At 49.0% G+C, this 22,548-nt stretch carries 11 protein-coding genes, 1 tRNA gene and 3 rRNA genes; 9 read left to right on the forward strand and 6 right to left on the reverse strand.

Going from position 1 to position 22,548, the window contains the following annotated elements:
- Positions 1-28 precede the first annotated feature (28 nt).
- From K6Q96_RS14495 to K6Q96_RS14515, 5 genes are read left to right on the forward strand one after another with little or no spacing between them, the layout of a single operon-like run.
- A complete protein-coding gene (locus K6Q96_RS14495) occupies positions 29-1,732 on the forward strand; it encodes a glycoside hydrolase family 9 protein (protein ID WP_251876590.1) in 1,704 nt (567 codons plus the stop codon).
- The gene (locus tag K6Q96_RS14500; protein WP_251876591.1) at positions 1,725-2,597 is read left to right on the forward strand and encodes a glucosamine kinase nucleotide-binding domain-containing protein; all 873 of its coding nucleotides are present in this window, start codon (positions 1,725-1,727) and stop codon (positions 2,595-2,597) included. The genes K6Q96_RS14495 and K6Q96_RS14500 overlap by 8 nt, the downstream gene beginning before the upstream one ends.
- Positions 2,598-2,606: 9 nt before the next feature.
- Complete coding sequence (locus K6Q96_RS14505) at positions 2,607-4,523, forward strand: beta-N-acetylhexosaminidase (RefSeq protein ID WP_251876592.1); 1,917 nt, start codon at positions 2,607-2,609, stop codon at positions 4,521-4,523.
- 39 nt (positions 4,524-4,562) lie between these two features.
- Positions 4,563-6,968 (forward strand): glycoside hydrolase family 94 protein, encoded by a 2,406-nt coding sequence (locus K6Q96_RS14510; protein WP_251876593.1) that lies wholly within the window; start codon positions 4,563-4,565, stop codon positions 6,966-6,968.
- Positions 6,969-7,026: 58 nt separating this feature from the next.
- Positions 7,027-8,439 (forward strand): phosphoglucomutase/phosphomannomutase family protein, encoded by a 1,413-nt coding sequence (locus K6Q96_RS14515; protein WP_002540456.1) that lies wholly within the window; start codon positions 7,027-7,029, stop codon positions 8,437-8,439.
- A 102-nt stretch (positions 8,440-8,541) separates the two neighbouring features.
- Here the strand turns inward: K6Q96_RS14515 and K6Q96_RS14520 are convergent, their stop codons facing one another.
- Complete coding sequence (locus K6Q96_RS14520; RefSeq protein ID WP_251876594.1) at positions 8,542-8,835, reverse strand: MliC family protein; 294 nt, start codon at positions 8,833-8,835, stop codon at positions 8,542-8,544.
- Between the two features lie 635 nt (positions 8,836-9,470).
- Between K6Q96_RS14520 and K6Q96_RS14525 the strand changes: the two genes are divergently transcribed.
- The 3 genes from K6Q96_RS14525 to K6Q96_RS14535 all read left to right on the forward strand — a co-directional run bounded on the left by K6Q96_RS14525 (position 9,471) and on the right by K6Q96_RS14535 (position 14,314).
- A complete protein-coding gene (locus tag K6Q96_RS14525; RefSeq protein ID WP_251876595.1) occupies positions 9,471-12,044 on the forward strand; it encodes a beta-N-acetylhexosaminidase in 2,574 nt (857 codons plus the stop codon).
- Between the two features lie 310 nt (positions 12,045-12,354).
- A complete protein-coding gene (locus K6Q96_RS14530; RefSeq protein WP_251876596.1) occupies positions 12,355-13,029 on the forward strand; it encodes a response regulator transcription factor in 675 nt (224 codons plus the stop codon).
- Positions 13,013-14,314, forward strand: coding sequence for a sensor histidine kinase (locus K6Q96_RS14535; protein WP_251876597.1), 1,302 nt, complete (start codon positions 13,013-13,015; stop codon positions 14,312-14,314). Before K6Q96_RS14530 ends, K6Q96_RS14535 begins: the two co-directional genes overlap by 17 nt.
- A 10-nt stretch (positions 14,315-14,324) precedes the next feature.
- Here K6Q96_RS14535 and nagE read toward each other — a convergent pair whose 3' ends face one another.
- The 5 genes from nagE to K6Q96_RS14560 form a co-directional block, all read right to left on the reverse strand.
- Positions 14,325-15,785, reverse strand: coding sequence for an N-acetylglucosamine-specific PTS transporter subunit IIBC (gene nagE / locus K6Q96_RS14540; protein WP_251876598.1), 1,461 nt, complete (start codon positions 15,783-15,785; stop codon positions 14,325-14,327).
- A 258-nt stretch (positions 15,786-16,043) separates the two neighbouring features.
- Positions 16,044-16,159: ribosomal RNA gene (gene rrf / locus K6Q96_RS14545) — 5S ribosomal RNA — on the reverse strand.
- Between the two features lie 129 nt (positions 16,160-16,288).
- Positions 16,289-19,176 (reverse strand): 23S ribosomal RNA (locus K6Q96_RS14550).
- 397 nt (positions 19,177-19,573) lie between these two features.
- A 16S ribosomal RNA gene (locus K6Q96_RS14555) occupies positions 19,574-21,126 on the reverse strand.
- Together the 16S, 23S and 5S rRNA genes form the textbook arrangement of a ribosomal RNA operon.
- Before the next feature lie 625 nt (positions 21,127-21,751).
- Positions 21,752-21,838, reverse strand: a tRNA-Leu gene (locus K6Q96_RS14560).
- Positions 21,839-22,020: 182 nt separating this feature from the next.
- Between K6Q96_RS14560 and K6Q96_RS14565 the strand changes: the two genes are divergently transcribed.
- Positions 22,021-22,506: an RDD family protein gene (locus K6Q96_RS14565; protein WP_062666341.1), complete on the forward strand. Its 486-nt coding sequence runs from the start codon at positions 22,021-22,023 to the stop codon at positions 22,504-22,506.
- The last annotated feature ends 42 nt before the right edge of the window (positions 22,507-22,548 follow it).

Below are 22,548 nucleotides of genomic sequence, written 5' to 3' on the forward strand. Positions count from 1 at the left end.
ACCTCGGGCTAGAGTTTTAGGAGGTAAAATGCAGCTGTTGATCAATCATATCGGCTATGAGCGCTTCGGCAATAAACAAGCGCTGATCCTTGCAAAGCAAGAAGTCACTGCAACACATGCCGATATTGTAGATTGCCAGACTGGGCAATCAGTGATGCAGCTGCCTGTTTGTGCTTGTGGTTCTGTAGACCAATGGCATACCGGCGACGTTTACCGTATCGATTTCTCTGCACTCAATAAGTGCGGAGATTTCTTTGTGAAAGTGGGAGACGTTTCGTCTCCGGCTTTTTCTGTCGCAGAAGGTATCCTGTTTGATCGCACCTTTTCAGATGTGATCCACTACTTCAAATCCCAGCGTTGTACAGGCACGTTTGATCAACGCGATCTTACTGCGCCCCTTCTTGGCACAGATCGTCACGTTGATGTTCATGGCGGTTGGTATGATGCGTCAGGCGACGTCAGCAAATACTTCAGCCACCTTTCATATGCTAACTATTTAAACCCTCAGCAAATTCCGATGGTTGTCTGGAATATGCTGAATACTCTGGAAACCCTTTCTTCAGAACTGGCTCCATTCTCTAAAACCCGTCTGCATGATGAAGCGCTGTTTGGTGCAGATTTTCTCGTTCGCATGCAGGACGCAGAAGGTTTCTTCTACCTGACCGTGTTCGACAAGTGGAGCAAAGACCCATCTCAACGTGATATCTGCGCTTATGAAACCCAGCAAGGTCACAAGACCAATGCATTCCAGGCTGGTTTCCGTCAGGGGGCTGGCGTAGCGATCGCATCACTTGCCGCTGCCGCGCGCTTTGGCGTTAACGGCGAATACGATGTTGAGACTTACCAGAAGACTGCAGAAACGGGCTACTGGCATCTAAAAGAAAACAATTCGTCTTACCTAGACGATGGTCAGGAAAACACCATCGACTTCTACTGCGCGCTGCTGGCAACAACAGAACTTTTCAAACTCACCGCCAGAGAGTCATACCTTGAAGAAGCGCGTTATTGGGCAACCCGCCTTGCCGAGCAACAACAGAGTGATGAATGTATTAATCACTTCTGGTCCGCTAACGGTGATGGTTCGCGCCCTTATTTTCATGCTGCTGAAGCAGGCTTGCCTGCGATTTCGCTGATGCAATACCTTCAGGTAGAAGGCGATGACACACTCAAAGCGAAGTATACGGAAACCCTTTTCAATGCGCTGAACTTTGAGCTCAGCATCTCCGCCGAAGTGAACAACCCGTTCGGTTATCCGCGTCAGTACATCAAGAATGTCGACGCAGAAAAGCGCACCAGCTTTTTCGTGGCCCAGCGCAACGAGACCGGATACTGGTGGCAAGGTGAAAATGCGCGTCTGGGTTCACTGGCTGCCATGGCATTTATGGCCACCAGCTATGTGTCTGACGAAGAGCAAAAAGCCAAGCTTCGTGAATACGGTCAACATGCCCTGAACTGGATTGTGGGACTCAACCCTTACGACATGTGCATGTTGGATGGCCATGGCCGCAACAACCCTGACTATCTGCCTGATCTTGGCTTTATCAATGCCAAAGGCGGCGTGTGTAACGGCATTACGGCTGGCTTTGAAAACGAGCATGACATCGCTTTTAAACCGGACGGCCAGAAAGATGACATGCTGCAGAACTGGCGCTGGGGTGAGCAATGGATTCCACATGCAGCTTGGTATCTGTTAGCGATCGCTATGCAAAAGAAGGATGTTGCCCATGGGTAATTTCTTCTGTGGCGTAGACGGTGGTGGTACTTCCTGCCGCGCGCGTATTGTTGATGAACAAGGCCAGTTTTTGGGTGAAGCCAAAACCGGCAGTGCCAACATCCTTTTGGGTGTAGAACTGGCGATGGAGAACATCCAAAGCGCTATTGCTCAAGCGGCTGAACAGGCTGGCATCACCGACCTTTCCACCCTTTCTGTCGGTCTGGCATTAGCAGCAGCCGAGCAACGCTCGGCCTGGCAGGCCTTTATGGCTCTACCGCACCCTTACAAACACATGACCCTGAACACTGACGGTTATGGTGCATGTATGGGCGCATTCAGCGGTGATAACGGTGCCATCGTTATCGCTGGCACAGGCTCTGTCGGTATCTATTTAGAAAACGGTCAACAGCATGTTGTCGGTGGCCGTGAATTCCCAATATCAGATCAAGGCGGTGGCGCGGTTATGGGACTGCGCCTGATCCAACAAACACTGCTGGCACACGATGGTCTTCGCACCAGTTCAGCTCTGTCAGATCACGTCCTTGCGCATTTCAACAACGACCTCGATGCCATTGTTGAATGGTCTAAAACCGCGAAACCTCGCGATTACGGCCAATTCAGTCCGAAAGTATTCGAACTGGCAATGGAACGAGATGAACTTGCCATGGAATTACTGCAAGGCTCTGCTGATGATGTGGAGCGTCTTATCCTCGGTTTGAACCGAAAAGGCGCAACGCAAATCGCGCTGATGGGCAGCATTGGTGAACGTATTGTTCGCTGGCTGTCTCCAGCGGCCCAGTCTTTGCTGGTAAAACCCCAGGCGGATGCCATGGCCGGCGCTATTTTGATGGCGCGCGGTAACCACAATCTTTATCCGTTTTAGAGGTGAGCCATGAACTTTCGCCTAGACCTCAATGTTATTGAAGCGACGCCAAGTGAAAGTCGCTTTGCGTTAGTGCTTCATAACCTTTCTGAAACTAACATCCAGAACTGGCAGCTGACATTCAGCGCCAGCCGCTATGTGCTGCCAACGTCAGTGTCTCACGGCACCTTAAAACAGATTGGCAGTCTGTGTATTTTTGAAACGGGCGAACCTTTAAACGCAAACGATCATCTGTACCTCGAGTTCAGCCATCCTACCAAGCCTTTCTCTATGCATGATGAAGGTATTGGTGATGCATGCCTGTTGATCACAACAGAAGATGGCGTGAAGGCCGTGCCAGTTGAAACAACTCCAATCAACCTCGGCACCCAAACACCAGAACGCCTTCCACTGACACTTCCAGAGCCGAAGGCGATCAACCTGATCCCTCAGCCAAAAGCGCTGGTGGTAAAGCAAGGCCAGTTTGCGCTGACTGACGACATCGCGATTCAATCTGACAGTGAGATCAGCAAACCTGCTGCGCGTTGGCTGGCAGAAGAGATGTCACAACACCTTCGCCGTGATGTCACTATCAAGCAAGAAGCGCAAATCCGTCTGGTTCAGGACGAAAACCTGAAGCCAGAGCACTACCGGGTAAGCATAACCCTCCAGGGAGTGGTGATTTCAGCATCTAACGAGGCAGGCTTTGCACATGGTGTAGCAACAGTACTTCAACTGCTGCCAACACAGGCATCGCATCGGCATTATTTCGATTACGCCCTGCCATGCGTTGAAGTTGAAGATCATCCCCGCTTCGGTTACCGCGGCATGATGCTGGACTGTGCACGTCACTTCCACCCTCTCAGCCGTGTGAAAAACCTGATCAATCAACTGGCTCGCTTTAAGTTCAACCATTTCCATTGGCACTTAACCGATGACGAAGGCTGGCGCATCCAGATTGATGCGTATCCGGAGCTGACGGAAATCGGCGCCTGGCGCGGGCCATTTGAAAGCATTGAGCCTCAGTACACTTCGCTGTCCAAGATCCACGGTGGTTTTTACACCAAAGACGAGATCCGCGATGTCATTGCCTATGCTGCAGAGCGAGGCATCACTGTGGTGCCAGAAATTGATATCCCTGGTCACTGCCGTGCAGCTATCAAATCCCTGCCACAACTGCTGGTTGAAGATGCGGATACCTCAACGTATCGCAGCATCCAAAACTACAACGACAATGTGCTGAACCCTGGACTCAAAGGCACTTATACCTTCCTGGAGACCGTTCTAAAAGAAGTGTGTGAGCTTTTCACTGGGCCTTACGTTCACATTGGCGCAGACGAAGTACCTGAAGGCGTATGGATAGACAGCCCTGCATGTCAGACTTTGATGAAAACCCACGGCTACAAAGACTTCAAAGATCTTCAGGGTCACGTTCTGCGTCACTGTGAAGATTTCCTTAGCACCAAAGGCAAGCAAATGTTCGGCTGGGAAGAGGCGGTGTTTGGCAACAAAGTCAGCAAAGACACAGTGATCTTCTCTTGGCTCAACGAGCAATCCGGTCTCGACTGCATTCGCAACGGTTACAACGTTGTGCTTCAGCCAGGCCACGAAACTTACTTGGATATGGCACAAGACTACTCGGCTTGTGAGCCGGGCACAGACTGGGCCTGTAAGGTACCGCTTGAAAAAGCCTACCACTACGAACCTTTCGCTAACTCAACCGTCACCAAAGAAGAGTTTGGGAAAGTGAGAGGGATTCAATGCGCACTATGGTGCGAGATGACCAATACCCAAAGCCGCTTCGAGTACATGATCTTCCCTCGCCTTCTGGCGATCGCAGAAGTGTGTTGGAGCGCCAAGGAACAGCGGGACTGGGCAGATTTCCAAGCCCGTCTCAGCGGACAACTGCAGTACCTGGATCGTCTGGGTATTAACTATCGTCGGTAATTACTTCAATTTTTTGAGATTTGTAGAAGGATACATGCCATGAAATACGGCTTCTTTGATAACGACAACCGGGAATATGTCATTACCCGCCCTGACGTACCGGCGCCATGGACCAACTATTTAGGTACAGAAAAGTTCTGTACCGTTATTTCACACAACGCAGGTGGCTACTCGTTCTACAACAGCCCTGAGTACAACCGCGTGACCAAATTCCGTCCAAACGGTACCTTTGACCGTCCAGGCCACTACGTATACCTGCGTGATGACGAGACTGGCGACTACTGGTCAATCTCTTGGCAGCCAGTGGCTAAAAGCCTGGAAGAAGCGTCGTACGAAGTGCGTCACGGCCTGTCTTACTCTAAGTTCAAGTGTGAGTACAACGGCATCACCGCACAGAAAACGCTGTTCGTACCAAAAGGCGAAGACGCACAAATCTGGGACGTGAAGATCAAGAACGACGGCGACAAACCTCGTACTATCAGTGCATTCTCTTTCGTTGAGTTCTCATTCAGCCACATCCAGTCTGATAACCAGAATCATCAGATGAGCCTTTACTCTGCAGGCACTTCGTACAACGACGGTGTGATTGAGTACGACCTGTACTACAACACCAATGATTACGAAGGTTTCTACTACATGGCGTCTAGCTTCGACCCTGACAGCTACGACGGTCAGCGTGATAGCTTCCTGGGCATGTACCGTGACGAAGCAAACCCAATTGCAGTAGAGAACGGCCGTTGTTCAAACCACGTTCAAACCTGTTACAACCACTGTGGTTCACTGCACAAGCAATTCGTTATTCAGCCAGGTGAAGAAGTTCGCTTCGTGTTCCTGCTGGGCATTGGCAAAGGCGAAGGTCAGCGTCTACGTGCGAAATACCAGGATATGGCGAACGTTGATGCTGCATTTGCAGCAATCAAAGGCCACTGGGATGAGCGTTGTAACAAGTTCCAGGTAACCTCACCAAACGAAGGTCTGGACACCATGATCAACGCATGGACTCTGTACCAGGCAGAAACTTGTGTGGTTTGGTCTCGCTTCGCATCGTTCATCGAAGTAGGTGGTCGTACTGGTCTGGGCTACCGCGATACCGCGCAAGATGCGATTTCAGTTCCTCACGCAAACCCGCACATGACGCGTAAACGTCTGGTGGATCTGCTGCGTGGTCAGGTGAAAGAAGGCTACGGTTTGCACCTGTTCGATCCAGACTGGTTCGATCCAGAAAAAGCGGACGTTAAACCATCTAAATCACCGACTGTTGTTCCAACACCAAGCGATGAAGATAAGATCCACGGTATCGAAGACACCTGTTCTGACGACCACCTGTGGATTGTACCAACCATCATTAACTACATTCAGGAAACTGGCGAAGAGAGCTTCCTGGATGAGATGATTCCATACGCAAATGGTGGTGATGCATCAGTCTACGAGCACATGAAAGCAGCACTGGACTTCTCTGCTGAGTACGTAGGTCAAACCGGTATATGTAAAGGTCTGCGTGCAGACTGGAACGACTGTCTGAACCTGGGTGGCGGTGAGTCAGCAATGACATCATTCCTGCACTTCTGGGCACTGCAAGAGTTCATCCAACTGGCTAAATACAAAGGCCAGGAAGCCGACGTTCAGAAGTACACCGAAATGGCAGCAAACCTTCGTGAAGCGTGTGAAAAACACCTTTGGGATGATGAAGGTGGCTGGTATATCCGTGGTCTGACAAAAGATGGCGACAAGATCGGTACAGCGCAACAAGCTGAAGGTCGTGTTCACCTTGAGTCAAACACTCTGGCAGTTCTATCTGGCCTGGCATCACAAGAACGTGGTGAGAAGGCCATGGACGCGGTTGATGAGAACCTTTACTGTGAGTACGGTCTGCACCTGAACTCCCCATCATTCGCAACGCCAAACGATGACATTGGCTTCGTAACCCGCGTTTACCAGGGCGTGAAAGAAAACGGCGCAATCTTCTCGCATCCAAACCCATGGGCTTGGGTTGCAGAAACCAAACTGGGCCGTGGTGACCGCGCGATGAAGTTCTACGACGCACTGAACCCATTCAACCAAAACGACATTATCGAGAAGCGTGTTGCTGAACCGTACTCTTACGTTCAGTTCATCATGGGACGTGACCACGAAAACCATGGCCGCGCAAACCACCCATGGCTGACAGGTACGTCTGGTTGGGCTTACTTCGCAGTAACTAACTTCATTCTTGGTGTACAAACCGGTTTCGACGGTCTGATCGTAGACCCATGTATCCCAACAAGCTGGCCTGGTTTCGAAGTTCGTCGTGAATGGCGCGATGCGACTTACAACATCAAGGTTGAAAACCCGAACAGCGTTAGCAAAGGCGTGAAATCAATCACTCTGAACGGTGAGACTGTTGAAGGTGCAATTCCTGCACAAGCTGCAGGCTCTGTGAACGAAGTGGTTGTTGTTCTGGGCTAATCACAAAAACGGGGCTGAATCAGCCCCGTTATTTGTCTGTTTCTAAAGGAGTTCAACTATGATCCAATTTGGTACCGGTGGCTGGCGTGCACTGATTGGCGAAGAGTTTACCCGCGATAACGTGCGACTCGTTGCCCAGAGCCTTGCCAACATCATGATCAATGAAAACGCGATCGAGCCTGGTTTTGTTATCGGTTATGACCGCCGTTTCCTGTCTGACAAAGCGGCAGAATGGTTTGCGAGCGTGCTAGCTGCAAACGGCATCACCGTTAGCTTTATCGACAAATACGTTCCAACCCCTATCGTCATGTTCAAGGCGAAGGAAATGGAAACCCACTACTCGGCGTGTATCACCGCTTCGCACAACCCTGCGGATTACAACGGCGTCAAAGTCTTTATCAAAGGTGGCCGTGACGCAGACGAAATCATCACTGCGAAGATTGAAGAGCAAATCAGCCAACTTCAACTGAGCGATGTGAAAACCATCGACTTCGAAGATGCGGTTGAAGCAGGCTCGGTCAAGATCATCAACCCGATGAACGAGTTCGTGGATTCGATTATTGATTTCATCGACATTGAAGCGATCAAGAAAGCCAACCTGCGCGTGCTGATCGACCCTATGTTCGGTGTGGCGAAAAACGCCCTGCAAACCGTTCTTATCTCTGGCCGCTGTGATGTTGACGTTATCAACGACGGTGCAAACCCAGGCTTCGGCGGTTTGATGCCATCACCAAGTGCTGCAACGCTTTATCGCCTGAAACATTTGGTTGCTCATGAAGGTTACGACATCGGTATTGGTACCGATGGTGATGCAGACCGTCTTGGCATCATCGACGAGAAAGGTAACTTCATTCACCCGAACGAAGTCCTGTTGCTGCTGTACTACTACATGCTGAAGTACAAAGGCTGGAAAGGCTCTGTTGTACGTAACATTGCGACCACTCACCTGCTGGATAAAGTCGCCGCAGACCATGACGAGAAGAGTTTTGAAGTGCCTGTTGGCTTCAAGCACATCAGTTCACAAATGGAAGCAGATGACTCTCTAATTGGCGGCGAAAGCTCTGGGGGCCTGACAATCCGCGGTCACATCAAAGGTAAAGATGGCGTATTCGCTTCAAGCTTATTGGTGGAAATGATCAGCGTAACGGGCAAGAAGCTATCTGAATTACTTGATGAAATCTACAGCAAGTATGGCTACGCCTACACAGCTGAAGGTGATTGCACGTTCAAAGCTTCTCAGCGCGAAGAACTCTACAACAAGATTTATGTAGAAAAAGCGCTGCCAGAATTCGCTTATGAGATTGAAAAAGTCAGCTATGCCGACGGCCTGAAGGTTTACTTCAAGAACGGCGGTTGGGCATTGGCGCGCTTCTCAGGCACCGAGCCACTACTGCGTATTTTCGTGGAGTGGGAAGACAAAGACACCGCGGAGGCTCTGGTTCAACAAATCAAAGAGTTCCTGTACGTTTGATGTCAAAAATGAACAGGTTAATCCACTAAATTGGCAACAATGCTGTTCATTCCTGCAAACCGAAAGGTTTTTGCAACAAGGGTAGCTTAGCTACCCTTTCTTTTATCTGCTGAGGGTGCATTCACGGAAAGAGAGGTCACCGACAACCAGCATAGCGTCATCTCCTTTTGTATATAGCCCCACAGAGCCATCTTCCAGTTCATATTGCGCGCCGGAAGCAGATCGAATTCGGGGGAGTTCATACTCAGCATCATTGACATTAATCAACGCGTAGTCTGACAGCACCATAGCACCGAACACCTGGCCATCCTCACACGCATATTGGTGAGGCAATGGGGAAGCACAAGCGGCCAGCAGAGAGGCCGACATCGTAACGCCAAGTAATCTCTTCATCATTCTTCTCCGTCACTGCGTTTTCAGATACCCAAACAACCTGAAGATGCAGGATTCAGCGAGTTTGACTGGCGTTGTGATCGCGGCGTTCCTTTGTAGGTGTAGCCATCTCCATCGAAAAGGAACAACAAAGAGCACGGCGTCAGTCAACTCGCCCGAAGGGAGGGCCTCAATGCGCCCACTTCTTCGTTAAATTCCACGGAAATAGAATGACTATTCCTCGTAAAATTTGCCTCGAATTGAACGCATTGATGACCTCTGAATGCGAGCATCTTCAGATTGTTTGGGTATATATCTCATCATGAATGCAAAAATTAATATGAAAACCTAGTCACAACATTTCATTCTAGTTTGATCAAAGGCGAAGCTTTGCTTCAAAACAAGATATTGAAAATATGAAATTTGAATAAATTAAAGGGGAGAAATAAAGAGCGCATATTAGACGACATGTATAGTCATTTTTCTGTACATTGTGCGGTCAACGAAAACATTATATTGAAATGCCCTCCATTTCAGCGTCAATCGATGACCGCATTTGCAAAAGGAAAAGTCTTCCCTCGCAACTAATTACCCTGCCTTTTTTCATCGTTATGCTTTTCTATGATTTATTTCGCGTTAGAAATTAAAGGAGCAAACTGATGTTAAAACACGCTTTATTGGCGGCCGCTGTATCTGGAGTATTAGCGGCACCGAGTTATGCAGTCTCTTCGCAGGAGTTAACTCAGTTGGGCCAAGGTCTCGACCTGACGTACTCAGTCATCGATAACCAGCAAGATGAGTGGCGTACATTTAAAGGCGTCATTTCTCTCACCAATGACAGCGCAACCGCGCTGCCATCGTCAGGATGGGCTATTTACTTCAGCCACATCCGCATGATCAAACCTTTAGCAACAGACACGCTTAAGGTTTCTCACGTTAACGGTGATATCTTCAAGATCGAACCTACCGCTTCTTTTTCTCCCCTCGCACCGGGACAGTCACTTGATATCGAATTCTTATCCGAATTCTGGCAAGTCGCGAAAACCGACGTTATGCCAAACTGGTATCTGGTTTCCGACAATGGTGATACCGCTCTGATTGCTAGCACAAGCAACATCATCAATGGTGAAGTACCAACTAAACCAGGTGAAGAGCTACCTTTCGTTTCAGATTTTGACACTGAACTACAGTGGAAGCGCTATGGCGGCAGCATCACAGATTTCTACGACCCGTTCACCGCTGCCGATCGTTACGCGAAAAACAGCGATCTCAGCAAGATTGCTGACGCAAAGGGGGTTATCCCTACACCTGCTTCAATTAGCTTCGGGGAAGGTGAGCTCACTATCGATCCATCTTGGGTAGTGGTTTATGACAATGGTTACCAAACCCAGGCAGAGTTTATCGCTAAGCAGTTTGGCTTAACCGCAGCGCCTTGGTCTCCAAATCAATCCAAAGTGATTCATGTTGGCTGGGGGCAAGTCACCATTGATGGTAAACCCAAATGGGAAGAAGCTTACGAGTTGAGTGTATCCGCAGCAGAAGAAAAGATTGAGATCAACGCTGTTGATGCCGCAGGTGCCTTGTATGCTGCACAATCACTTATTCAATTAACAGACAACGGCACTGTGCCTGAAGCGTCAATCGCTGATGCCCCACGCTTTGCTTACCGTGGACTTTCCATTGACGCAGCACGTAACTTCCGCAGCAAAGAGTCTGTATTGGAATTACTCGATCAGATGGCGGCAGTGAAACTGAATAAACTGCATCTTCGCCTGAGTGACGATGAAGCATGGCGTATTGAAATCCCAGAGTTGCCAGAACTCGCTGACGTTGGCTCAAAACGCTGTCATGACCTTACTGAAACCACATGTGTATTGCCATTCCTTGGCGCTGGCCCTGATGGCACAGCCGAATCCAATGGCTTCTACACCCAGGCTGACTACAAGGAAATCCTGGCCGCTGCTAAAGCGCTAAGCATTGAGGTAATCCCTGAAGTTGATATGCCGGGCCACGCGCACGCCGCTATCAAAGCGATGGACGCACGCTTTGAGAAATTTGCCGCGCAAGGTGATTTGGTCAAAGCCAATGAGTTCCGCCTGAGCGATCCTGACGACACTACAGAATATCTGTCAGTACAGATGTTCACTGATAACGCCATGAACGTTTGTATGGAATCAACCTACAACTTCGTTGATACCGTTGTTGGTTCATTGGTTGCCCTTCATCAGGATATTCAACCACTCAAAACCTTCCACTTCGGTGGTGATGAAATCGCTGGTGCATGGAAAGACTCTCCTGTCTGTCAGGCATTCCTTGCAGATAACAGCCATGGCATCTCTACCATTGACGAGCTAAGCCAATACTTCGTTGAACGTATCTCTGCCATTACGGCGAGCCACAACCTTGATTTGGGTGGTTGGGAAGATGGCCTGATGCACAACAACAAAGTTTACCCACGTGGTGAAATGGTGAACGCACAGGTGGCTGGTAATGCTTGGCAGAACATCTGGGAATGGGGCGTTGCAGACCGCGCTTACAATCTTGCCAACAATGGCTATGGCGTCATTTATAACCAAGCAACTCACTTCTACTTCGACCACCCACATGAGCCAGATCCAGAAGAGCGCGGTTATTACTGGGCGCCACGTTTCACTGACACCCGTAAGTCATTCGGCTTTATGCCAGATGACTTGTACGCGAATGCCGACTTTACCCGTGCTGGCGCGCCAATCACTAAAGAAGAAGTCCTCAACGCAGCTGGTGTGAAAACACTTGAGCGTCCAGAAAACGTTCTGGGACTTCAGGGCTCTATCTGGAGTGAAACTATCCGTACTGAAGCGCAGTTCGAAGGCATGACCTTCCCTCGCGCAATCGCGTTGGCAGAGCGTGCTTGGCATTCGGCATCATGGGAAGCTCACGATGCAGACGGCAAGTTGGTTGATGAGGCAGCACGTAATGCTGGCTACAATCAGTTCGCAAACCTTGTTGCGAAAAACATCATGCCTAGTCTGGAAGAAGGTGGTATCGCCTTTAACTTGCCAGTACCTGGCGGCATCATCGAAGCTGGCGTATTGAAAGCGAACAGTGCTTTCCCTGGTCTTCCGATTGAATACTCCGTTGACAATGGTCAAAGCTGGCAAGCCTATGATGCGAATCAAGCGCCTGCAGTGACTAGTGCACTTATTCGCACCGTCTCAGGAGATCGCTCAAGCCGAGTTGCTGAAGTGAAATAACGCTCCGCTTATTTACTACAACGCCTTGGTCATTAATGACCAAGGCGTTTTTTATTGTGGGCAGAGTTGGCATATCAAGCACAGTACGGGCTTAAATTTCTAACCTTAACAATAATTAACCTTTCATCCACCCTCGGTTAATTCAATCTTCGCTAAGCTATTTCCACGTCAGCATTTGCAGACTGGCGAATTTAGAAAATTACAGTTCCCCCAAACTGGCGTTGGCTCGCATTCTCAGTGCGAGCCTGTTTTTATTTATAAGTAGTGTAATGAGTAAAACGTAAGATATTCATACACCTATGGAGGGGACATGAAAATACTCATCGTTGAAGACGACATTACAACAAGAGACTTTATTGCCAAGGCGCTGAAAGAGCATGGGTATGCTGTTGATATCGCCGAAGATGGCCAAAATGGTCTGATGATGGCACTGAGCAGCCAGTATCAGTTGGTCATACTCGATCGCATGCTACCAAACCTCGATGGGATGAAAGTACTTACCGCGCTGAAGTCTGCAGAGCCCGAGCTTCCCATTCTTATTCTTAGTGCACTAGATAGCGTCAAAGACAAAGTGGATGGCCTAACCGCTGGGAGCGATGACTATCTCACCAAACCTTTTGCCCTTGCAGAATTGATTGCCCGCGTAGATATCATTATCAACAGAGCACATCGTCATCAACCTGTTACTAGTGAGCTGGTTTACGACTGTCTCAAGATCAACCTGAAAACACATAGTGCCCAATGCCATCATCACCAGCTCTCCTTACAGCCCAAAGAGCTGCGTTTGCTTCAATATTTCATTGAACACAACGAGCAGGTGGTGTCTCGTATGCGTCTGTTTGAGGCTATTTGGAGCTATCATTTTGATCCTAAGACCAATGTTATTGATGTGCACATAGCGAATCTGCGTAAAAAACTCGAAGAGGCTGGCTGTTCAGGTATTTTGCACACAGTGCGCGGAGCAGGTTATGTTCTTCGCCGATAACTACACACTAACCCGCTCATCTGTCTTCAGAACTTTGGTGGGACTTTTTCTCTTGATTGCTTCGATAAATGTCGTCGTCATTTATCAGGTTTACACGGATTCAGAGGCCTTTCACAGAGAGCAACTGACAGATCAGCTTAATGATGAGATCTCCGAGTTTAAATATGCGGCTCGATCCAACCGATACGATGTTGAGCAACTCTTGGCAGCAAAGAAAACCACAGAGCGACTTTTTTATTACCAGCTAAGGGATAGCCCATCTATTCAGGTAGGTGAATACCCAATGCACCGACTACCTCAATCCAACACTCAAATCTCTCTAGCTCCAGACTACCACTTAGAGGTTCGTGTAGATCCTGCCAAGTTAGAAGCCTTTCGGAATGCACTTGTGCCTATCGTCTTCTCTGGCATTTTGCTACCAATCGCTTTCATGCTCATTGTCGCCTTTTCTTTCAGCGTTCAAATTCAGCGGAGATTAGAACGGGTGAACCTTGCAATGAATCGGTTTGTCTGCGGGGAAAGTGATGTGAAGCTCTCCGTTTCCCGCAGAGATGACGAGTTTGACATCCTCGCGATTCATCTCAACTTTATGATTGAGCAGATGACGAAGAATGAAGCTACTTTGCGCTCTCTAACAACAGGTCTCGCTCATGACATGCGAACACCGATGGCTAGATTGAAACTTAGGTTAGAACAAACACTAGATAGTCCGACGCTTCTTCCCGACCAAGCCAAAGACATTGGAGCCTGTCATGATGAGCTTGAACTGCTGCTCTCCATGTTCAATAGCATGCTAGAGATCGCCAAACTTAATACCCTTGAGACAAAGATTGAAGAACAAAGCGTAGATTTGAGTTTGGTGACTCGAGATGCCATCGAGTTTATCCAACCTCTAATTGAACAAAAACAGCAAACACTCTCCTTTCGCCAAGACCAAATATGCCAGTTGAAAGGGGATCGCTCTCTCCTATTCCGCGCAGTATTTAATTTGATTGAGAACGCAGTTAAGTACACGCCGGAGCAAGGGACCATTGAAGTGGTTGTTGATAGCTATGGTGTTGTGGTTACTGACAATGGTATCGGGATAAACGATGAAGACAAACTATCTGTATGCAAACCAATGTATCGTGCAGATAAAAGCCGAACTGAATCCGGCTGCGGACTCGGATTAGCTTTAGTCGATGCGGTTGTCAGTCGGCATAAAGCGAGTCTTTTGATTCGAGATAACCATCCAGGAACCAGGGTTCGGATCTTGTTGGACCCGATCCAAACCCATGCTGAGTAGGAGCAATCATTTAACTTGCAGCAACAGCACTTTCATGTCCGTTTGCCATGGCTTGTGCAATTAACTCCGCTTCTGTTCCAACGATAACCTGCAGGTTCTTATCACCCAGTTTTACCACACCCAGAGCACCTAGTTCGGTCAGTGTTTCCTCGTCAATACGGTTGACATCTTTCAGCGTTAAACGAAGACGTGTGATACAAGCGTCTATGCTCACAAGGTTACTTCTTCCTCCCAATGCTGACACATAAGCTTCAGCGCGATCATCGACTGGTAATAACTGCTGTTTCGCATCAACCGATTCCCTACCTGGCGTTTTCAGGTCAAACTTCTCGATAGCAAAGCGGAATACTGCATAGTAAATAGCAGCAAAACACAGACCTTGAACAATCAGCATGTAAGGCTTAATGGCAAGCGGCAAGTTGAACGACAGCACGAAGTCAATCAAACCGCCAGAGAAGGTAAATCCAGCAAACCACTGCATGCTCGCCGCAATAAAGAGCGACAACCCTGTCAGTACAGCGTGAATGACATACAACACAGGTGCGACAAACATAAAGGCGAATTCGATGGGCTCTGTCACACCGGTGATTATTGCGGTTACCGCAGCAGCACCCAAAATGCCGCCAACCTTCGCTTTATTTTCTGGTTTTGCACAGTGGTACATTGCCAAACATGCGGCTGGCAAACCGTAACCCATTACTGGGAAAAAGCCCGCCTGATACATGCCCGTCACGCCCAACTCACCGGTTCCAGACCAAAATTTTGAAATATCGCTGATCCCAACAAGATCAAAGATAAATACTTGGTTCAGTGCATGGTGAAGGCCAACTGGAATCAATAGACGGTTAAAGAAGCCATAGACACCCGCTCCTACTGCGCCCATTTCAGAGATAGCGATACCAAAGTTAACCAAAGCACCATAAACTGTCGGCCACACGTACACCATCAAGATACTGATGCCAATCGCAGAGAAAGAGGTAACGATAGGTACAAAGCGCCGACCACCAAAGAAGCCCAGTGCCGTAGGCAACTGAATATTGTGGAATCGGTTATATAAAACCGCCGCCACAATTCCCATTAATATGCCGGTAAAGGCACTTACCGCAGCCCCTGAGGCAATAACCTGAGCTTGAGACATATCAGCGACCGGTACGCTGGTTATCTGGGAAATCACATTGATGTTCCCAACAACCATTTCCACAATGAGAAGACCCAGAAGACCAGACAGTGCTGCCGCACCATTGTTATCTTTAGCTAGACCGTAGGCGACGCCTGCTGCAAACAGCCAAGCCTGGTTATCCATTATCCCTTTCCCACCAAACACTAAGATGGTTGCCAGTGGACTATTCGCTCCCCAACCAGCTGGGTCAATGGCATAGCCCAATCCCAACATTAAGCCGCCCGCGGGCAGCACGGCAATCGGCACCATTAATGCCTTACCGACTTGTTGTAAATATCCCAAAATATTCACGTTAACACTCCCTCCATTTCAATCTGTTAGGCCATTTCTGAACGTTAAAATGACCATGTCAGAGTAGAGCGAGTGCGATTAACGTGACCTTTTAACAGCATTAACAAAAATTAATATTGGGAAGATTTAGGCAGCCGAGATCTCAAATCTCGTTAATTCGGATAATTGAGTGGTGATTAAAGGAGAAAAAGAGAGCTTTGAGAAAAGACAAACGCAAAAAGGCCATCCTTGCGGATGGCCTTTTCGACTGTATTGGAAGCCTGGCGATGTCCTACTCTCACATGGGGAGACCCCACACTACCATCGGCGCTGTTACGTTTCACTACTGAGTTCGGCATGGAGTCAGGTGGGTCCATAACGCTATGGTCGCCAAGCAAATTCTGCTAAGTCTTCACCTTTTTAAAAAAGGTAAAAACCAAAATCTTGGAAAGTGACTGTCTTTGTTCTCGTTCTTACACATTCAACGTTCTTATTCGAGTCCGTCAAAACCCCTTGGGTGTTGTATGGTTAAGCCTCACGGGCAATTAGTATCAGTTAGCTCAACGCCTCGCAGCGCTTACACACCTGACCTATCTACGTCGTCGTCTCCAACAACCCTTTAGAGGACTTAAAGCCCTAGGGATGACTCATCTTGAGGCTCGCTTCCCGCTTAGATGCTTTCAGCGGTTATCGATTCCGAACTTAGCTACCGGGCAATGCCACTGGCGTGACAACCCGAACACCAGAGGTTCGTCCACTCCGGTCCTCTCGTACTAGGAGCAGCCCCTCTCAATCATCCAACGCCCACGGCAGATAGGGACCGAACTGTCTCACGACGTTCTAAACCCAGCTCGCGTACCACTTTAAATGGCGAACAGCCATACCCTTGGGACCGACTTCAGCCCCAGGATGTGATGAGCCGACATCGAGGTGCCAAACACCGCCGTCGATATGAACTCTTGGGCGGTATCAGCCTGTTATCCCCGGAGTACCTTTTATCCGTTGAGCGATGGCCCTTCCATTCAGAACCACCGGATCACTATGACCTGCTTTCGCACCTGCTCGAACCGTCATTCTCGCAGTCAAGCGGGCTTATGCCATTGCACTAACCTCACGATGTCCGACCGTGATTAGCCCACCTTCGTGCTCCTCCGTTACGCTTTGGGAGGAGACCGCCCCAGTCAAACTACCCACCAGGCACTGTCCTCAACCCCGATAAGGGGCCTAAGTTAGAACATCAAACATACAAGGGTGGTATTTCAAGGTCGGCTCCACACAAACTGGCGTCTGTGTTTCAAAGCCTCCCACCTATCCTACACATGTAGGCTCAATGTTCAGTGCCAAGCTGTAGTAAAGGTTCACGGGGTCTTTCCGTCTAGCCGCGGGTACACAGCATCTTCACTGCGATTTCAATTTCACTGAGTCTCGGGTGGAGACAGCGTGGCCATCATTACGCCATTCGTGCAGGTCGGAACTTACCCGACAAGGAATTTCGCTACCTTAGGACCGTTATAGTTACGGCCGCCGTTTACCGGGGCTTCGATCAAGAGCTTCGACCGAAGTCTAACCCCATCAATTAACCTTCCGGCACCGGGCAGGCGTCACACCGTATACGTCATCTTTCGATTTTGCACAGTGCTATGTTTTTAATAAACAGTTGCAGCCACCTGGTATCTGCGACTCTCAATAGCTCCATCCGCAAGGGACTTCACCGTCGAGAGCGTACCTTCTCCCGAAGTTACGGTACCATTTTGCCTAGTTCCTTCACCCGAGTTCTCTCAAGCGCCTTGGTATTCTCTACCCGACCACCTGTGTCGGTTTGGGGTACGGTTCCTGATAACCTGAAGCTTAGAGGCTTTTCCCGGAAGCATGGCATCAATGACTTCATCACCGTAGTGACTCGACATCGTGTCTCAGTGTATAGCGTCCCGGATTTACCTAAGACACCCACCTACGCACTTGAACCTCGACAACCGTCGCGAGGCCCACCTAGCCTTCTCCGTCCCCCCATCGCAGTTATCAGCAGTACGGGAATATTAACCCGTTTCCCATCGACTACGCCTTTCGGCCTCGCCTTAGGGGCCGACTTACCCTGCCCCGATTAACGTTGGACAGGAACCCTTGGTCTTCCGGCGAGGAGGTTTTTCACCCCCTTTGTCGTTACTCATGTCAGCATTCGCACTTCTGATACCTCCAGCAGCCCTTACAGACCACCTTCAACGGCTTACAGAACGCTCCCCTACCCAGATATAAATATCTGCCGCAGCTTCGGTGTATCGCTTAGCCCCGTTACATCTTCCGCGCAGGCCGACTCGACCAGTGAGCTATTACGCTTTCTTTAAATGATGGCTGCTTCTAAGCCAACATCCTGGCTGTCTGAGCCTTCCCACATCGTTTCCCACTTAGCGATAACTTTGGGACCTTAGCTGGCGGTCTGGGTTGTTTCCCTCTCCACGACGGACGTTAGCACCCGCCGTGTGTCTCCCGGATAGTACTTACTGGTATTCGGAGTTTGCAAAGGGTTGGTAAGTCGGGATGACCCCCTAGCCTTAACAGTGCTCTACCCCCAGTAGTATTCGTCCGAGGCGCTACCTAAATAGCTTTCGGGGAGAACCAGCTATCTCCGAGTTTGATTGGCCTTTCACCCCTAGCCACAAGTCATCCGCTAATTTTTCAACATTAGTCGGTTCGGTCCTCCAATTGATGTTACTCAATCTTCAACCTGCCCATGGCTAGATCACTCGGTTTCGGGTCTACGTCATGCAACTCATTCGCCCAGTTAAGACTCGGTTTCCCTACGGCTCCCCTATACGGTTAACCTTGCTACATAACGTAAGTCGCTGACCCATTATACAAAAGGTACGCAGTCACCCAACAAGTGGGCTCCCACTGCTTGTACGTACACGGTTTCAGGTTCTATTTCACTCCCCTCACAGGGGTTCTTTTCGCCTTTCCCTCACGGTACTGGTTCACTATCGGTCAGTCAGGAGTATTTAGCCTTGGAGGATGGTCCCCCCATCTTCAGACAAGATAACACGTGTCCCGTCCTACTCGTTTTCACGTTAAACAAGCCGTCGTGTACGGGGCTATCACCCTGTATCGCGCCACTTTCCAGAGGCTTCCACTAACTCATAAAACGCTTAAGGGCTAATCCGGGGTCGCTCGCCGCTACTGCCGGAATCTCAATTGATTTCTTTTCCTTCGGGTACTTAGATGTTTCAGTTCCCCGAGTTCGCCTCCACACACCTATGTATTCAGTGTGGGATACTGGCTGATGCCAGTGGGTTTCCCCATTCGGAAATCCCAGATTCAAATGGCTGTTACTGCCTTATCTGGGCTTATCGCAAGTTACTACGTCCTTCATCGCCTCTGACTGCCAAGGCATCCACCGTGTACGCTTAGTCACTTAACCATACAACCCCAAGAGGTTTCGTATGTTTAAACAACCAAGGTGTTCTAATAAGAACATGTTCACCCTTTTTGCCTCTGCTTTTTCTTAAAAAGCGGAAACATAAAGCGATGAACGATTTCGCCGGACTCAAATATTGTTCATCACTTCCAAGGAAGGATGAAACCAAGAACACTTGAATGTGTTTGGTGTTAATTCCGAAGAATCAACATTTGAGAACTTTTACAAACAAACTCATTGAGTTTGTTTAGTCAGCTTTCCAGATTTTTAAAGAGCATTTCTCTTTCGAGAACAGCGCAAAAAGCGCTAATCAATGACAGTGTCATTCATTAGGGCTTTTTACCTTCTTTATCATTTCGACCGTAGCAATCTGTGTGGACACTAGCATTAATAGTATCGTTAAGGAGGTGATCCAGCCCCAGGTTCCCCTAGGGCTACCTTGTTACGACTTCACCCCAGTCATGAACCACACCGTGGTAAACGCCCTCCCGAAGGTTAAGCTATCTACTTCTGGTGCAGCCCACTCCCATGGTGTGACGGGCGGTGTGTACAAGGCCCGGGAACGTATTCACCGTGGCATTCTGATCCACGATTACTAGCGATTCCGACTTCATGGAGTCGAGTTGCAGACTCCAATCCGGACTACGACATACTTTCTGGGATTCGCTTCACATCGCTGTCTCGCTGCCCTCTGTATATGCCATTGTAGCACGTGTGTAGCCCTACTCGTAAGGGCCATGATGACTTGACGTCGTCCCCACCTTCCTCCGGTTTATCACCGGCAGTCTCCCTGGAGTTCCCGACATTACTCGCTGGCAAACAAGGATAAGGGTTGCGCTCGTTGCGGGACTTAACCCAACATTTCACAACACGAGCTGACGACAGCCATGCAGCACCTGTCTCAGAGCTCCCGAAGGCACCAATCCATCTCTGGAAAGTTCTCTGGATGTCAAGAGTAGGTAAGGTTCTTCGCGTTGCATCGAATTAAACCACATGCTCCACCGCTTGTGCGGGCCCCCGTCAATTCATTTGAGTTTTAATCTTGCGACCGTACTCCCCAGGCGGTCTACTTAACGCGTTAGCTCCGAAAGCCACAGTTCTAGACTACAGCCTCCAAGTAGACATCGTTTACGGCGTGGACTACCAGGGTATCTAATCCTGTTTGCTCCCCACGCTTTCGCATCTGAGCGTCAGTCTTTGTCCAGGGGGCCGCCTTCGCCACCGGTATTCCTTCAGATCTCTACGCATTTCACCGCTACACCTGAAATTCTACCCCCCTCTACAAGACTCTAGCCTGCCAGTTCAAAATGCGGTTCCCAGGTTAAGCCCGGGGCTTTCACATCTTGCTTAACAGACCGCCTGCATGCGCTTTACGCCCAGTAATTCCGATTAACGCTCGCACCCTCCGTATTACCGCGGCTGCTGGCACGGAGTTAGCCGGTGCTTCTTCTGCCGCTAACGTCAAACACTGCACGTATTAAGTACAATGCCTTCCTCACGGCTGAAAGTGCTTTACAACCCGAAGGCCTTCTTCACACACGCGGCATGGCTGCATCAGGCTTGCGCCCATTGTGCAATATTCCCCACTGCTGCCTCCCGTAGGAGTCTGGACCGTGTCTCAGTTCCAGTGTGGCTGATCATCCTCTCAAACCAGCTAGGGATCGTCGCCTTGGTGAGCCTTTACCCCACCAACTAGCTAATCCCAACTGGGCCCATCCGGTAGCGAGAGGCCCGAAGGTCCCCCTCTTTGGTCCGTAGACGTCATGCGGTATTAGCCACCGTTTCCAGTGGTTATCCCCCTCTACCAGGCAGGTTCCCAGCCATTACTCACCCGTCCGCCGCTCGCCGCCCAATAAATCATCCGAAGAATCTTTATTGTCGCTGCCGCTCGACTTGCATGTGTTAGGCCTGCCGCCAGCGTTCAATCTGAGCCATGATCAAACTCTTCAATTAAAGTTTTTGGCTCGATGAAATACTGTTGTGTTCTAACCCCTCTCTACAAAGTAAAGAAAGAGCAGAACGAATTGACTGTGCCGATAACTCCGTAGAGTTTTCGTTTGGTCACTCAGTAAACATCGATAAATCTTTTGTCTATCAATCACGAGTGCCCACACAGATTGCATTGGTCAAATTGTTAAAGAACGTTGACTTGGTAGCTTGCTCTGCGAGCCGCTTGCCGTGTCGATGTGGCGCATTATAGAGAGTTCACTTTCATTGGCAATAGCAAAAACCAAATAATTTTCAGAAATCAGCTCAAATGGTCACAAAGCCAGCAAAAACTGCAAAAATGAGTATTTATCCAACAACTTTCACCCTAAAAGTGCAAAGAAAAATGAAATGAAGCACACCTTCATCCCTATACATAGTAGAGATTGTGTTTAAGAAGTCGCTGATGAGCCCAATAATCATTGAGCTTTTTCTTGTCACTGGTATTTAGGATGAAAGTGGTAGGGAGCAAAGCATCATTAAATGGAGATTAGAGTCAGGGAACGTAATAAAGAGGATTTTTTTGGAGTAACAATAGAAAAGTATAAAACGAAAAAAGCCCCAGTCTTTCGACTGGGGCTTTTCCGGAAATTGGTGCCCGGGGCCGGACTTGAACCGGCACAGTGTCACCACCGGCGGATTTTGAATCCGCTGCGTCTACCAATTTCGCCACCCGGGCAAGTGCGAGCAATTATACGCAAGCAATGGGTTGAAGCAAGCCTATAATTCACAAAACCTTCTCGATCGGTTCTTTTTTCACCACAGTGCTATAAACGCGCGCTATCTGCCTTATTTTTACGCATTCAACACTATCGATTAGGCTGGTAAACTACACACTGTACTCATTTCTAGGACAGAACAATGGCTCAATCATCGACACAGTACAGCGTGCCCAAGGGCGCTAGTTTTTTCCGCCGCTTCGGCGCCTGGCTTTATGACTTTCTCGTACTCATCGCTGTGGAGATGTTGGCAATCGCATTAGTCGTCGGTGCCGTGGCTATCGCTGTGCAGCTGGGACTTTCCATTGATGGCTATGAAGATGTCAGCGATTATCTGACACGCAACCCGGCAGTCAGTCCTTTCTTTACTATCTATGTGTTTGCTATTGCAGCTGGCTTTTATGGTTACTTCTGGACCCGAGCAGGACAGACAGTTGGAATGAAAGCATGGAAGCTTAAAGTCGTCAGTGAGTTCGGTGGGAATATCACCTTTACGCAAGCACTGATCCGAATGGCGACTTCTTGCTTAGGTATCGGTAACCTGCTGGCTCTGTTTGACCGCAACAATCGTGCGTTTCAGGATCACTTCTCGAATAGTCAGGTGATTAAGGTCGATACGATTAAATAGTTCGTTCGAATGCAGACAATAAAGAGGGAGCCAATAGGCTCC

The organism is Grimontia kaedaensis (genome assembly GCF_023746615.1).
Classification (GTDB): domain Bacteria; phylum Pseudomonadota; class Gammaproteobacteria; order Enterobacterales; family Vibrionaceae; genus Enterovibrio; species Enterovibrio kaedaensis.